This window comes from Microbulbifer sp. A4B17, assembly GCF_003076275.1.
Classification (GTDB): domain Bacteria; phylum Pseudomonadota; class Gammaproteobacteria; order Pseudomonadales; family Cellvibrionaceae; genus Microbulbifer.
The window spans coordinates 767,038-780,797 of the sequence record NZ_CP029064.1 but is presented as its reverse complement, the minus strand read 5'-3'; the positions used below and the strand labels follow the sequence as shown (position 1 = coordinate 780,797).

General features: G+C 52.9%; 14 protein-coding genes. 12 read left to right on the top strand and 2 right to left on the bottom strand.

Going from position 1 to position 13,760, the window contains the following annotated elements:
- The first annotated feature begins 152 nt into the window (after positions 1-152).
- Positions 153-2,180 carry a methionine--tRNA ligase gene (gene metG / locus BTJ40_RS03505; protein ID WP_108731794.1) on the top strand — a complete coding sequence of 676 codons (2,028 nt, stop codon included), beginning with the start codon at positions 153-155 and terminating at the stop codon, positions 2,178-2,180.
- Between the two features lie 10 nt (positions 2,181-2,190).
- On the opposite strand, the gene BTJ40_RS03500 is transcribed toward metG, so the two are convergent.
- A complete protein-coding gene (locus BTJ40_RS03500; RefSeq protein WP_108731793.1) occupies positions 2,191-3,093 on the bottom strand; it encodes an EamA family transporter in 903 nt (300 codons plus the stop codon).
- Positions 3,094-3,244: 151 nt separating this feature from the next.
- Between BTJ40_RS03500 and BTJ40_RS03495 the strand changes: the two genes are divergently transcribed.
- The 4 genes from BTJ40_RS03495 to BTJ40_RS03480 all read left to right on the top strand — a co-directional run bounded on the left by BTJ40_RS03495 (position 3,245) and on the right by BTJ40_RS03480 (position 5,457).
- The gene (locus BTJ40_RS03495) at positions 3,245-4,192 is read left to right on the top strand and encodes a D-2-hydroxyacid dehydrogenase (RefSeq protein WP_108731792.1); all 948 of its coding nucleotides are present in this window, start codon (positions 3,245-3,247) and stop codon (positions 4,190-4,192) included.
- Between the two features lie 256 nt (positions 4,193-4,448).
- Positions 4,449-4,700 carry a hypothetical protein gene (locus BTJ40_RS03490; RefSeq protein ID WP_108731791.1) on the top strand — a complete coding sequence of 84 codons (252 nt, stop codon included), beginning with the start codon at positions 4,449-4,451 and terminating at the stop codon, positions 4,698-4,700.
- A gap of 39 nt (positions 4,701-4,739) precedes the next feature.
- Positions 4,740-5,237 (top strand): hypothetical protein, encoded by a 498-nt coding sequence (locus tag BTJ40_RS03485; protein ID WP_108731790.1) that lies wholly within the window; start codon positions 4,740-4,742, stop codon positions 5,235-5,237.
- Entirely contained in the window at positions 5,215-5,457 is a 243-nt protein-coding gene (locus BTJ40_RS03480; RefSeq protein ID WP_108731789.1) for a hypothetical protein, read from the top strand. The genes BTJ40_RS03485 and BTJ40_RS03480 overlap by 23 nt, the downstream gene beginning before the upstream one ends.
- Before the next feature lie 97 nt (positions 5,458-5,554).
- On the opposite strand, the gene yghU is transcribed toward BTJ40_RS03480, so the two are convergent.
- On the bottom strand, positions 5,555-6,433 hold the full coding sequence (gene yghU / locus BTJ40_RS03475; RefSeq protein ID WP_108735155.1) for a glutathione-dependent disulfide-bond oxidoreductase: 879 nt from the start codon (positions 6,431-6,433) through the stop codon (positions 5,555-5,557).
- Between the two features lie 401 nt (positions 6,434-6,834).
- On the opposite strand from yghU, the gene rsxA reads away from it, so the two are divergent.
- From rsxA to BTJ40_RS03440, 7 genes are all read left to right on the top strand, one after another.
- On the top strand, positions 6,835-7,410 hold the full coding sequence (gene rsxA, locus BTJ40_RS03470; RefSeq protein WP_108731788.1) for an electron transport complex subunit RsxA: 576 nt from the start codon (positions 6,835-6,837) through the stop codon (positions 7,408-7,410).
- Positions 7,411-7,419: 9 nt separating this feature from the next.
- Positions 7,420-8,034 carry an electron transport complex subunit RsxB gene (rsxB, locus tag BTJ40_RS03465; protein WP_108731787.1) on the top strand — a complete coding sequence of 205 codons (615 nt, stop codon included), beginning with the start codon at positions 7,420-7,422 and terminating at the stop codon, positions 8,032-8,034.
- Positions 8,035-8,102: 68 nt separating this feature from the next.
- Positions 8,103-10,154, top strand: coding sequence for an electron transport complex subunit RsxC (gene rsxC, locus BTJ40_RS03460; RefSeq protein ID WP_369974278.1), 2,052 nt, complete (start codon positions 8,103-8,105; stop codon positions 10,152-10,154).
- Complete coding sequence (gene rsxD / locus BTJ40_RS03455) at positions 10,154-11,206, top strand: electron transport complex subunit RsxD (RefSeq protein WP_108731785.1); 1,053 nt, start codon at positions 10,154-10,156, stop codon at positions 11,204-11,206. Before rsxC ends, rsxD begins: the two co-directional genes overlap by 1 nt.
- Positions 11,206-11,910, top strand: a complete 705-nt coding sequence (gene rsxG, locus BTJ40_RS03450) for an electron transport complex subunit RsxG (protein WP_108731784.1) — start codon at positions 11,206-11,208, stop codon at positions 11,908-11,910. The genes rsxD and rsxG overlap by 1 nt, the downstream gene beginning before the upstream one ends.
- Positions 11,910-12,623 (top strand): electron transport complex subunit E, encoded by a 714-nt coding sequence (locus tag BTJ40_RS03445; protein WP_108731783.1) that lies wholly within the window; start codon positions 11,910-11,912, stop codon positions 12,621-12,623. The genes rsxG and BTJ40_RS03445 overlap by 1 nt, the downstream gene beginning before the upstream one ends.
- A gap of 334 nt (positions 12,624-12,957) precedes the next feature.
- Positions 12,958-13,665, top strand: coding sequence for a TetR/AcrR family transcriptional regulator (locus tag BTJ40_RS03440; protein ID WP_108731782.1), 708 nt, complete (start codon positions 12,958-12,960; stop codon positions 13,663-13,665).
- The last annotated feature ends 95 nt before the right edge of the window (positions 13,666-13,760 follow it).

Sequence of the window (13,760 nt, the reverse complement as noted above, 5' to 3'; positions counted from 1 at the left end):
CACCAGCCACAGCGACCCAACAAGGATTCATATAAGCCCACTTGATCCCTCCACGGCATAGTGCAAATCTGCTATATTCCGCGGTCTTTTGACGATCTTCGGCCCACTCCCCGTGAGTTCCCGGCCGCAACCCCACAGCGATGGAAAAACCGATGTCCGATACGCGCAACATTCTCGTCACCAGCGCACTGCCCTACGCCAATGGCTCCCTGCACCTGGGCCATGTGCTCGAATATATCCAAACCGATATTTGGGCCCGCTTCCAGCGTGCGCGCGGTAATAACTGCCTGTATATCTGTGCCGACGATGCACACGGCACTGCAATTATGCTGAAGGCGGAACAACTGGGCCTGACCCCGGAACAGCATATCGCCAATATGCAGGCAGAACACGAGCGCGACTTCGCCGACTTCCTGATTGGTGTGGACAACTACCACTCTACCCACTCCGATGAGAACCGCGAGCTCTCGGCCATGATCTACCGCCGCCTCAGCGAGAACGGCCACATCGCATCGCGCACGATCACCCAGGCATTCGACCCAGAGAAACAGCTTTTCCTGGCAGATCGTTATATCAAGGGCACCTGCCCCCGCTGCAGCACACCCGACCAGTACGGCGATAACTGTGAAGCCTGTGGCGCTACTTACAGCCCCACAGAATTGATCGATCCCATATCAGCCATATCCGGCGCGACCCCAGTGGAAAAAGAGTCCGAGCACTTCTTCTTTACCCTGCCGGCCTTTACCGAATACCTGCGCGAGTGGACTCGTTCCGGCACCCTCCAGGATGAAGTTGCCAATAAACTGGCCGAATGGCTGGAAGAGGGCCTGCAGGAGTGGGACATCTCCCGCGATGCCCCCTATTTCGGTTTCGAAATCCCCGATGCTCCGGGCAAATATTTCTACGTGTGGCTCGACGCTCCCATTGGCTATATGGCCAGTCTCAAGAACTACTGCGACAGTCAGGGGCTGGACTGGCAGGAGTACTGGAAAAAAGACAGCGACGCCGAGGTCTACCACTTTATCGGCAAGGATATCGTCAACTTCCACGCACTCTTCTGGCCCGCCATGCTGGACTCGGCGGACTTCCGCACCCCCAACAAAGTTTGCGTACACGGCTTCCTTACCGTTAACGGCAAGAAGATGTCCAAGTCCCGTGGCACTTTTATCAATGCCCGCAACTACCTGGACCACTTGAGCCCTGAGTATTTGCGCTACTACTTCGCGGCCAAACTGACCGGTGGCGTCGATGACCTGGATCTGAACCTGGATGACTTTATCGCCAAGGTGAACTCTGACCTGGTGGGTAAAGTGGTCAATATCGCCTCTCGCACCGCCAAGTTTGTCAGCAAGTCCGGTGGTAAGCTGGCCTGCGAGCTGGCCGACGAGCAGCTGTGGAAGCAGTTTGTAGAAGCGGCTCCACGCATTGCTGATTACTACGAGCAGCGGGAATACGCCCGCGCCATGCGCGACATTATGGCTCTGGCCGACGCCGCCAATGCCTGGATCGCCGACAAGGCTCCCTGGTCCCTGGCCAAGCAGGAGGGCACCGAAGCTGAGGTTCTGGCTATTTGCTCCCAGGGTGTGAATATGTTCCGCGCCCTGATCACCTGGCTAGCCCCCGTATTGCCCAACACTGCACAAAAAGCGGCGGAGTTCCTCAACAGTGAGCTGGATTGGAACAGCGCAACCAACCCGCTGACAGATCACGAAATCAAGAAGTTCAAGCCGCTGCTGCAACGGGTGGAGAAAACCCAGGTGGATGCGGTTATGGATGCGGCTGCGGAATCCCTGGCCCAACTGCAGGCGGAAACCAAAGCTGCTACCGGCCCTCTGGCGGAGGACCCCATTGCTGAGGAAATCCAGTTTGATGACTTCGCCAAAGTCGACCTGCGGATCGCCCTGATCGCCAAAGCTGAACATGTTGAAGGCGCCGGTAAACTGCTGCGCTTAACCCTGGACCTGGGCGGAGAAACCCGCCAGGTATTTGCCGGTATTAAAAGCGCCTACGCCCCTGAAGACCTGGAAGGTAAGCACACCGTTATGGTCGCTAACCTGGCGCCGCGCAAAATGCGCTTTGGTATCAGTGAGGGCATGGTGCTGGCAGCGGGTCCCGGTGGTAAGGACCTGTGGATACTGGAGCCTCACGAGGGTGCCAAGCCCGGCATGCGTGTAATGTGATTTTTCTGCGCTAGCGCAGGGAGACCGCAATCAAGCCAGCACACACCAGCCCCACTCCCAATAGTTGGGGCCTGTGTGCCGGCTCCTTCAGCAACCAGACCGCAAACCCAACTCCCAGTGGAATACTAAGTTGCCTCAGGGCTACCACATAGCTCACATTCTCCGTCATTGTCATCGCCAGTAGTACCAGGCCATAGGTAGCACCCATCATGGCGCCGGTCAGAGCCCCGACTTTCAAATCCCGGAAGCTCTGGATTAATGGCGCTGTGCCACTCTGGCCCAAGCAGCCTAGAAGTAGCCACAAACCACAGGCGAGAAACTGCATCCCTAAATAGCTGTAGGCCAGCACAAGCGATGGGACCGCCCCTTCCACAGCATCCCCCAGATAAACCAGCGCTCCCTTATCTGCCAAGGAATAACCCACGGTACCTATGGCTGCTACCAGCGCCCAGGCACAGTCGGCGCGCCAATAGGCTCGCCAGTGCCACTCGCGGAAATACACCAGGGGCACCAGCAGGCAACCAATCGTTACCAGCAGCATTCCCACCCAGGCGAGTAAGGGCAGTGACTGCCCCAGTAAAACCGTTGCCAATGCAACCAAAAGTACCGGTAAGGCCCGTGCTATGGGATAGACCAATCCCATATTGGCACGCTGGTAAGCGAGGGATAACCCCCCCATATAAATCATTTGAAAAAAACCACTGCCGATAAGAAGCAGCCAAAAACTTCGCGGAAGCGAATCAACCTGAGCCAGCAGCCAAAAATTTAGCGGTAAGAAAAATATTCCAACACTGAGGGTTGCGATACAGAAAAATGCAGGAGTCGGTGTGCGGGATTTCCCCAGTAAATTCCAACCCGCATGGAGGAATGCAGAAATTAAAACAAGACTGGCAGCGGTAAACGATATTCCCATAAAGGCCCTCTTCAATTGCGACAGAAAGGCCCCGACAAACCAACCGTAGCCACGTGTATGCGCAGATAAGACCGCTCACCAGCAAAATTTTGCATTCGCTCTTCACTGCCGTAGCATGTCAGCCACACTGCAAACCTATCGAGGAGATGCTATGCGCGGCGTATTTCTGGACACTTTGACAATGAAGCTTGAGGAGCTGGATACCTCGGCCTTAACAAATAGTCTAGACCAGTGGGACTTCTATGAAACCACTCCCTCTGAAAAAGTCGCGGAGCGAATCGCCGAAGCCGAAGTAGTAATAACCAACAAAGTCATACTTAATCGCACATTGTTGGAGCAGACCCGCCAATTAAAAATAATTTGTGTTTGTGCAACGGGCACGAACAATATTGATCTCAGCGCTGCCCAAGAATTAAATATTCCTGTATACAACGTCAAGGATTACGCGGGGGCTTCGGTACCACAACATACCCTTGCTCTGATCCTGGCTCTCGCCTCTCAGTGGCACCGTTACCACAGCGACGTTCTTGCCGGTCGCTGGAGCCAGTCTGCAATTTTTTGTCTGCTCGATCACCCGGTCGTTGAACTTGCGGGGAAAACCCTCGGCATTATTGGCTTTGGTACTCTAGGACAAAAAGTCGCAAAACTGGGAGAGGCCCTGGATATGCGAGTGCTCATCGCTGAATCATTTAGTGGCTCACCCGCCGAGGGCAGGACCTCCCTGCAACAATTGTGTGCAGAGTCTGACGTCATCAGTCTGCACTGCCCCCTCACACAGGAAACTGAGCAGCTGGTTGACGAGCAATTTATCGCCTCAATGAAACCTGGAGCGCTATTGGTTAACACCGCAAGAGGTGGATTGGTGAACGAGCAGGCATTGGCTGACGCATTGCGCAGTGGCCATCTGGGTGGTGCGGCTCTGGATGTCCTCAGTCAAGAGCCACCACCCATCAGTCACCCGCTGTTGGACAAGAATATTCCCAACCTGATTATCACTCCCCACAATGCATGGATAAGCCGCGAGTCACGCCAGCGCCTGCTTAATGGTGTGGTAGATAATATTGAGAGCTGGAAACGGGAAAATTCCAGTCGCAACTGAGCCGTCACTCCACCGAGTCCTGCCTGTCCGCCGGCCACTGGCCGGCCCCAGGCGACGCAAAACCTCCCAGCCAAAGAACAAAGTGACTCTATACCAAAGCAGAAGGAGCACTTACCCTTTGCTTACCTGAGTCCCCTAGCAGGAAAAACCACAATTTTCCGCAAGAATTGAGTAAAAAAAACCTGTTTTTCAAGTGGGAATCCCCCGGCGCCACTATAGACTTCCTCGGCAATTAAACCCCGAGAGGAGAAACCTGATGGCAACCGCAAGATCTCCACATACGAACTCCAGTAGGGAGAAGCTGCAACAGGCCTATAATCTTGCAGGAGAGGCCGCTACACAAGCTGCTGGCAGCTTGAAAGAGAGAGCCAGATCTTCTGTAGAGTCCCAGAGACAACGCGCCACCGATGTAATGGAAAAGGCGGAGTCCTCACTTCGAGAGCGCCCCATTCTCGCCGTTGGTTGTGCATTTGTCGTTGGCTGGGCCATTGCGAAGCTCTTCAAGTAACGCTTCTTTCTTTTTTTCGACTGGGAAGGACACCCCCTTATGGGCAATGAAAAAAAGTCTCAAGCGTCTGGCGCAGATGCCGATCCCGCTGCGCAGGAGCGCAGCCCGGATCAATCTTCACCTTCTCCCTCAGGGGAGGGCTCTGACGGAGAAGGTGAAAACAGCCTGGAAACGACCCTCGCCCGTGCAGAGGCAACACTCACCTTGCTGACTGCCTGGTTGGCTAACATCCAAAAGCTATTCCAGCTGGAGCTGGATAGAACTCTCGCTGCCGGCAAGCGTATTATTGCCCTGCAGCTGATGCTGTTGCCATTGGGTGCTGCTCTAGTTATCAGTCTCTGTGGAGGCGTTGGACTGATTGCCTATTATTTTTCCCAATCCATTTATCTCGCGTTTTTAATCTTTATCCTCATGCAAATCGCTATTTTGGCGGGAGCTGTTATTTATCAAAAGAGACTGGTGCCACTACTGGGCTTTGAAGAGACCAAACGGCAAGTGAAAGAGGCTTTAAACGATGTTACTGAAGTCTTTAAATAAGCAGATCGAACAATGTAGCCTGGATACCGAGCAGCAACGGCTCTGCGTACTGGCAATTGTAAATCGACAGCAGCAAGACGTTCAGCAGCGTTTGCAAGCAATTCCCCTGCCACTGATTTTAGGCCTGGCTTTAGTCGCCGGATTTACAGCAGAAAAGTTATGGCAGTTGCCCCGCACATCGCAAGTGGTTCAATTTATTCTGAGTATGCGCGCCTTTTAGCGGGCAATATTTTTTACAAAACCCTGACCAGCAAATAGCGCTCGCTTGAAAAGTACTGGCACATCCATATGCCAAGTTGACCCACTAAGATTCCGGTTTAATCCATATCCTCGTCGGCAATTTTATCCTGAGTACTATTGTCAAAATCACCGGCATTGTGGCGCTCGTGTAATTGTTCGCTGGGCTCCCCCCAGGTTCGATTGACCATTCGTCCGCGCTTTACCGCTGGCCGTTCAGCTATTTCCCCCACCCAGCGATTGAGATTTTTGTAACTCTGGGTATCGAGAAACTCAGCCGCGCTATAAGCTTCGTTGCGTACCAAAGAGCCATACCATGGCCAAATCGCAATATCAGCGATGGTATAAGTCCTTCCCGCCACATACGGATGCTTCGCCAACTGTTGGTCCAATACGTCCAACTGGCGCTTTACTTCCATAGCAAATCGGTTGATCGGGTATTCATATTTTTCCGGTGCATAAGCATAAAAATGTCCAAAGCCTCCCCCTAGGTAGGGGGCCGAGCTCATCTGCCAGAAGAGCCAATTTAAAGCCTCCGTGCGCTGCTCGGGCGTATGGGGCAAGAGGACATTAAACTTTTCCGCCAGGTAAAGTAGTATGGAGCCACTCTCAAATACCCGGATTGGTGGCGTAGTGCTGTGATCTACTAAGACCGGAATCTTGGAATTTGGATTTGCCTCAACAAAACCACTGCCAAACTGCTCTCCTTCAGTGATACGAACTAAATGGGCATCGTATTCTGCTCCCTCAAACCCAAGTTCCAATAACTCCTCTAACATCACCGTCGCCTTAACCCCGTTCGGCGTGGCCAAAGAATAAAGCTGTATCGGGTGCTGCCCCTGCGGCAGCGCTTTATCATGGGTCGCACCCGCCACTGGCCGATTGATACTGGCAAAAGCGCCCCCGCTTTCCTTATCCCACTGCCAAACTTTGGGGGGAGTGTAGGTTTCGTTCGACATTAAATTGCTCCAACTGAATTTAAAGTTGCTCTCAAGCAAAAGCACACATGCCCAGTCAATATACTGTATTGCCTCTACTCCACGCTTAACACCAAGTACCAAACTGGATCACCTATCTTGTACCTATCGTTTCAAGTTGGTGAAGGTACTGCAAATAGCACCAGCAAAGGCCCCCATCTTTACTCCAAGTGGAGCCCTTTTGATCCTGAGGAGGCCCTTTGTCGGCCCTTTTCCCCTGCCACCCTCCTCACGAGTTGAAGCCCCCAAGCGACTCAACCATAATAGCCGCCCTGCGCGGCATTCGACGGTGCTCACATGGAAGATGCTAGTCTCAGCTAAAGTCTGCCGACGCCATTGCCGCCGTTCGCGCATTCCGCCCTCGGGCTTTAACCGGACCTGTTATGACCGAATTTGCCGTCATTCTGCTAAGCACCATCCTGGTCAATAATTATGTGTTAGTGCAGTTTCTCGGCCTGTGCCCGTTTATGGGAGTTTCCAATAAACTGGAGACCGCTGTGGGTATGGCCGGCGCTACCACCTTTGTACTTACTTTGGCCTCTATTTGTTCATACCTGGTCAACACCTATCTGTTGGCCCCCTTTGGTATTGAAGATCTTCGCACCATCTCTTTTATTCTGGTGATTGCTGTCGTCGTACAGTTCACGCAGATGTTTATCCAGAAGACCAGCCCGTTGATGTACAAGGTGCTAGGTGTTTTTCTGCCGCTGATTACTACCAACTGTGCCGTGTTGGGTGTCGCCCTGCAGAACACTATGAAGGCGCATACTTTTATACAATCCACTCTTTACGGATTTGGCGCAGCAGTGGGTTTCTCCCTGGTGTTAATATTGTTTTCCTCGATGCGCGAGCGCCTCTTTGCCGCCGATGTCCCGCTGCCATTTCGCGGCGCCGCGATCGGTATGGTCACTGCCGGGCTGATGTCACTGGCATTTATGGGCTTTAGCGGTCTGGTATAGGGTTTTGTAATGCTGGACTGGATTTCGCAATTATCTCCCCCACTGCTGATACTCGGTGGCATGGCATTAATATTCGGCGCCCTGCTGGGCTTTGCCGCTGTCCGCTTTCGCGTGGAGGGAGATCCCCTGGTGGAGCAGGTCGATGCTCTGCTACCTCAGACCCAGTGCGGCCAATGCGGCTACCCTGGCTGTCGCCCCTACGCAGAAGCGATAGTGCACGGGGATACCATCAATAAATGTCCACCCGGGGGCCAGGCCACTATTAACGAACTGGCCAACCTTTTGGATATTGAGCCAATGCCTTTGGACGCTGAACACGGCGTTGAAGATGTCAAAAAGGTAGCCTTTATCCGTGAAGCGGAGTGTATTGGCTGTACCAAGTGCATCCAGGCCTGTCCGGTAGATGCCATTGCCGGCGCCGCCAAATATATGCACACAGTGATCACCGATGAGTGCACGGGGTGCGACCTCTGTGTCGAACCTTGCCCGGTAGATTGTATTGATATGGTTCCCATAGAGACACTTTTACAGGACTGGCACCCTGATAAACCCAGTGACAGCTCGGTACTGATCGCCAGTGACCGCCGCACTATTCAAGAAGGCCCCGGGGGAGGTGCTGTTTGAACCCCGTAGATACCAAGAATCAACATGAGTCCGCTCAGGAGAGGCGCGCGGCCCGCGAAGCACAGCTGATCGCCAGTGAAAAGGCCCGGCAGTTGCGCCCCAACGACTTCCCCGGTGGGGTGCACCCTCCAGAGAACAAGCATCAGAGTACCGGTGAGCCGATAGGCGTAATCCCTCTCGCCGAGGATTTGATTGTGCCGCTGCTCCAGCACTCCGGCACCACTGCACTGCCACTGGTTAAACTCGGCGACCAGGTATTGAAGGGGCAGAAAATTGCTGAGGCGGACGGTTTCATCAGCTGCCCAGTGCACGCCCCCAGCTCCGGCAGGGTCATGGCCATAGAGCCCTACCCTGTGCCCCACCCTTCGGGACTGTTTGAGGACTGTGTCGTAATTCGCACCGATGGTGAGGACGCCTGGTGTGACCTCACGCCCTGCGAGGATTTCAGCCAGCTTTCACCAGTTGAACTTCTGGATAAGATCCGCGATTGCGGTATCGCCGGTATGGGCGGCGCAGGCTTCCCCACCGCAGTCAAGTTGGATCCCCACGGCGGCGCCGAAATAGACACATTAATTATTAATGGCACCGAGTGCGAACCCTATATCACTGCCGACGATATGCTCATGCGTGAACACGCCGATGAGATTATCGCCGGAATTGAGATTATCGCCCATATCCTCGACCAGCCCGAACGGGTATTAATTGGTATAGAAGACAACAAGCCCAAGGCTATACGCGCGATGCGCAATGCCGTAAAAGGCACCCGTTTCGATATCGTTGTGTTCCCCACGAAATACCCTTCCGGCGGGGAGAAGCAGCTCATTCAAATCCTAACCGGCCGCGAAGTGCCGAACGAGGGATTGCCGGCCAATGTGGGCATTGTGTGCCAGAACGTCGGCACTGCCCGAGCAGTGTATCGCGCAATTCGGTTTGGGGAGCCATTGATCAGCCGGGTAACAACTGTCGTTGGCAAAGCCCTGGAGCAGCAGCGCAATATTGAAGTACCGATCGGTACTCCGATAGAGCATATTCTCAACTACCACGGTATCCACCGTGGCCTGATGCAAAAAGTGATCATCGGCGGACCGATGATGGGCTACACGATTGACGATGAGCGAGCACCAGTCGTGAAAACTACTAACTGTCTGCTGGTACCTACCCGTGAGGAGTTGCCCCCAGCACCGGTGGCCCAAGCCTGTATTCGCTGCGGTTTTTGCGCCGAGGTATGCCCCGCCTCCCTGTTGCCGCAACAACTTTACTGGTATGCCCGCGCCGACGAACGGGAAAAGCTGCAGGCCTATAACCTGTTTGACTGTATAGAGTGCGGTGCCTGCTCCTATGTCTGCCCCAGTACAATTCCACTGGTGCAGTACTATCGCGCAGCCAAGGGTGCAATTCGCACCGCAGAGGCGGAAAAGGAAAAGTCCGACCGCGCCCGCGATCGCTTCGAATTCCGCAAGTTACGTCTAGAGAAGGCTGAGAAAGAAAAAGAGGCGAAACGCGAAGCCAGGCGCAAAGCTGCAGAACAAGCCCGTCAGCAGAGGGAGAAAAACCCTGAATCTCCAGCAGCCAAGACCGAAAAACAGGAAGCAGACGTTGTCGCCGCCGCTCTGGCGCGAGTCAAGTCCCGTCAGGAGGACCCCAAGCAGCTTTTGGCTCGCGCCCAGCGTACTTTCTCCAGTGCCGAGAGCCGTGTGGAGCGAATGCGCAATAAACTTGAGGCTGCCGATGAGAGTCAGCGCGACCAACTGGCGGCGCAACTCAAGGCTGCAGAAGTCAAATTGCAGGAGGCGCAACAAAAATTAACCCTCGCAGAGCGGCGCGCTGACAGGGATACCACCCGGGAGCCCAACCAGGAAGAAACCAATGCAGCTGTACGGGCAATAACCAAAGCCCGTGCCGCAGCGGAGGCGCGGGCCCAGATGAGTGATGCCGATAAGCTCGCTGCAGATGTTGAAGCACTGCGTAAACGCGTCGCCAAGGCGGAAACCCGCCTACAAAAAGCTCTGAATGAAAACGATGCCAATCTGGGCGCATTTGAAAGCGCACTAGAGAAGCTGCAACAAAAATTGGAAGATAAAATGCGCGAACACCAAGCAGCACAGGACGGAAAACAATAATGTCTCTGATGCGCGCCACCTCTCCTCATGCCCGCTCCGGAAATGACACCACCAAAGTCATGCTGCAGGTCGCTGCCGCGACCATTCCCGGTGTACTGGCAATGGTGATTTATTTTGGCATTGGTGTACTGATCAATATTGTTCTGTGCACTATCACAGCCTTATTATGCGAAGCGGCGGTAATGAGACTGCGCCGCAGGCCAGCGGCATTCTACCTGCGGGATTGCAGTGCTTTTGTGACCGCATTACTCCTCGGCATCTCGCTTCCACCTTACTGTGCCTGGTGGCTGCCGATAGTCGGCACTGCAGTGGCGATCATACTGGCCAAACACTTGTATGGCGGCATGGGATATAACCCCTTTAACCCCGCCATGGTGGGCTATGTAGTCCTGCTTATCAGTTTTCCCGTAGATATGACCCGCTGGGTAGGAGCCGCAGAGGTTATCGGTGGAACTCCCGGCCTGGAAGAGGCCTTTTCCCTGGTTATCGGCACCTACAACGTCGATGGTTTTACCCGCGCTACACCGCTGGAAATCGTGCGGCTAAACGAGTCCGTACTTCTCTCCCAACTCTATGAAATGGAGCCGGTCCTCAATAAAGGCACATTTGCTGGAGTCGGTTGGGAAACAGTTAGCTTCGGATTCCTGTTAGGTGGGCTGTTTTTATTATTTCGCGGCATTATTACCTGGCATGCACCGGTTGCCATGCTCGCCACCCTCACTCTGATTTCCCTGTTTTTCTACGACAGCGGCAGCTCCTTATCAGAGGGCTCCCCAGTACTGCATTTATTTTCCGGCGCCACCATGTTTGGGGCCTTCTTTATTATTACCGACCCTGTCAGTGGTGCCACCAGTAACCGGGGCCGACTGATTTTTGGCGCCGGTGTCGGTCTGCTCACTTATATCATCCGGGCCTGGGGTACCTACCCCGACGCGGTGGCTTTTGCTGTGTTGCTAATGAACTTTGCTACGCCCACAATTGATAACTACACGCTCCCACGCACCTACGGCCACAAACGCCCGCGTCGGGCTACTGACCTGGAGGAGCAGTGATGCTTAAGCAGTCAATGGCCTCCAACGCCGCCGTACTCACTCTCATCGCCCTTGTCACGGCCGGCACACTGGCTGTCACCCAAATTACCACCAAAGAACCGATTGAGAGAGCCATTCGCGAAGCTTCCGCAAAAGCTTTGTTGGAAATTATCCCATTGGAACGCCACAGCAACGATATGCTGGTAGACACTTACCCGATTCCAAGGCCTTACTGGAACCAGTTGGGCCTAAAGCAAGGCGGCGATATCAACCTGGCACGGGAAGAGGACGGAAAAATTTCTGCAGTGATTATTCCCGCTGTAGCACCCGATGGATATTCCGGCCCGATAAAAATGCTGGTAGGGGTCAACCGCGATGGCACTATCGCTGGTGTCAGGGTAACGAGCCACACAGAAACCCCCGGATTAGGCGATAAAGTTGAATTGAAAAAAAGTGACTGGGTACTTCAGTTTGACGGCCTGTCTTTAGAGAATCCGCCCTCCAACGAATGGAAAGTGCAAAAGGATGGCGGTGTTTTTGACGAATTCACTGGCGCGACAATCACACCCCGTGCGGTGGTCAATGAAGTTCACCAGGTACTCGAGTTTGTAGCTCAGAATCACGAGCAGATATTTAATGCGCCAATTTCCAAACGGGCCGTGGAAATTGAAAGCTCTGAAATCGATGCTGAAAAAGAGCCTGCGGCGGTTGAGGAGCAGAACTGATGGCAATTTCCAGCTATACAGAAATCGCCCAAAATGGGTTGTGGAAAAATAATCCCGCATTAGTGCAACTGCTTGGGCTCTGTCCGCTGCTTGCAGTCACCGGTTCAGTGGTTAATGGCATCGGCCTGGGCCTTGCTACTACCGGTGTTCTCACCAGCTCCAATTTAGTGGTGTCCCTCATCCGGCAACAAATCCCGGATACTGTTCGATTGCCTGCCTCTGTAATGATTATTGCCACCTTTGTTACCTGCATTGAGCTGTTAATGAAGGCCTACACCTACGAACTTTATTTGGTTCTGGGTATTTTTATTCCGCTGATCGTAACCAACTGTGCAATCCTTGGGCGAGCAGATGCCTTCGCCAGTAAAAACCCAGCGCTTCCCTCCCTTGTCGATGGATTTATGATGGGCATGGGTTTCACAGCGGTACTGATCGTCATCGGTGCCGTCAGAGAGATTCTTGGGCAAGGCACACTATTTTCAGATATGGATTTGTTGTTTGGCTCATTGGCCAAGGATTGGAGTATCTCTATTTTTGGCGGTGATTACCCAGGCGTTCTTGTCGCAGTGCTGCCTCCCGGTGCATTTCTTGTCACAGGTTTATTGATTGCGGCAAAAAATTCTATTGATATCGGTATTGAGAGACGTAAAAGTCGGAAAATTAAAATTATTCCAGGCTCCAAACGCGTCCGTGTTACCGGAAAAATTTCTTAAGAAAAATCTTCTGATAATCAACTAAATTCTGCAATCGAATAGTAGTCTAACCCTCCAATCGATTGCAGAGCCCTCATTTTTCACCAAAAGCCACAATGTGACCGCTCTCACTAATCTGCTTATTGCGTATTTTTCATCCTTCAATTTTTCAGTATGATGTCACACATCAACTAACCTCTATTTTCTTACACAGATTGCATTGTTCTGGTGCAATTTCCGTGTAATCGAATGTAATAGCATTATTCCCTTTTTTTAATTTTGTTTGGCTAGAATGGCACGGCCGACCAGCTTCACCTTGCTATCGGCGCCAATGCAATAAGACAGGGATAATGCTATGACTGTAGACACTGGAAAGTCTGAATTGGTCTACCACGGCCGCCGGGCCCAACGCGCAGATAGCCGTCTGCGTCGCAAGGCGATTCTAGAGGCCACCCTGAGACTGATCGTTAAAGAAGGTATCCGCGGAATCAGACACCGTGCCGTAGCCCGCGAAGCTAACGTTCCTCTCGCGGCTACAACTTATTACTTCAAAGACCTAAATGACCTGATCAGCGATTCATTTACTTATTTTGTTGAGCAAGGTCTTGAGAGTACACGTCAACTGCAAGAAGAGAGCTTTAGTGCTGCACGGAATTTATCAGCACAGGAACGAGCCTCACACAGCAGCCGCAAGCTGCTAATCCAGCAATTGACTCGCTTTATTCTCACTCATGTTCGCACCCAGGCTGAAGACCGGGATCGCAGATTGGTTGAGCTGGCATTCCGCAATGAAGCGCTTCGCAATGAGCAACTGACCCGAGCAGTTCGAATGGCGAATCACGCCAGAGAATCCATGATTAAGGAATTCTTCCAGTTACTGGGATTAGAAGATTCTGAAGCGGCAGCTCAAATTGCACACGGTACGATCCTGAATCTTGAGTTTGAAATTTTAAGTGGTGCTATTGCCATCGACTCACCGCTGCTGGAGCGCACCGTCACCTTGATGGTCAATGGATTAATTCCAGCGGCAACAGCAGTTGCTGAAACTGCAGCATACGGCTGATTTAAATCGAATTACTCGTCTCCAGGAATGGGTATGGAGCTGTCCCCTCCATACCCGACTCCTCACACCAGCAAGCCTTCTATTATTCTCTCCCA

What these genes read in the sequence shown, in the direction of transcription:
- metG (WP_108731794.1), top strand. Translation starts at nt 153, where the DNA reads ATGTCCGATACGCGCAACATTCTCGTCACCAGCGCACTGCCCTACGCC.
- BTJ40_RS03500 (WP_108731793.1), bottom strand. Translation starts at nt 3,093, where the DNA reads ATGGGAATATCGTTTACCGCTGCCAGTCTTGTTTTAATTTCTGCATTC.
- BTJ40_RS03495 (WP_108731792.1), top strand. Translation starts at nt 3,245, where the DNA reads ATGCGCGGCGTATTTCTGGACACTTTGACAATGAAGCTTGAGGAGCTG.
- BTJ40_RS03490 (WP_108731791.1), top strand. Translation starts at nt 4,449, where the DNA reads ATGGCAACCGCAAGATCTCCACATACGAACTCCAGTAGGGAGAAGCTG.
- BTJ40_RS03485 (WP_108731790.1), top strand. Translation starts at nt 4,740, where the DNA reads ATGGGCAATGAAAAAAAGTCTCAAGCGTCTGGCGCAGATGCCGATCCC.
- BTJ40_RS03480 (WP_108731789.1), top strand. Translation starts at nt 5,215, where the DNA reads ATGTTACTGAAGTCTTTAAATAAGCAGATCGAACAATGTAGCCTGGAT.
- yghU (WP_108735155.1), bottom strand. Translation starts at nt 6,433, where the DNA reads ATGTCGAACGAAACCTACACTCCCCCCAAAGTTTGGCAGTGGGATAAG.
- rsxA (WP_108731788.1), top strand. Translation starts at nt 6,835, where the DNA reads ATGACCGAATTTGCCGTCATTCTGCTAAGCACCATCCTGGTCAATAAT.
- rsxB (WP_108731787.1), top strand. Translation starts at nt 7,420, where the DNA reads ATGCTGGACTGGATTTCGCAATTATCTCCCCCACTGCTGATACTCGGT.
- rsxD (WP_108731785.1), top strand. Translation starts at nt 10,154, where the DNA reads ATGTCTCTGATGCGCGCCACCTCTCCTCATGCCCGCTCCGGAAATGAC.
- rsxG (WP_108731784.1), top strand. Translation starts at nt 11,206, where the DNA reads ATGCTTAAGCAGTCAATGGCCTCCAACGCCGCCGTACTCACTCTCATC.
- BTJ40_RS03445 (WP_108731783.1), top strand. Translation starts at nt 11,910, where the DNA reads ATGGCAATTTCCAGCTATACAGAAATCGCCCAAAATGGGTTGTGGAAA.
- BTJ40_RS03440 (WP_108731782.1), top strand. Translation starts at nt 12,958, where the DNA reads ATGACTGTAGACACTGGAAAGTCTGAATTGGTCTACCACGGCCGCCGG.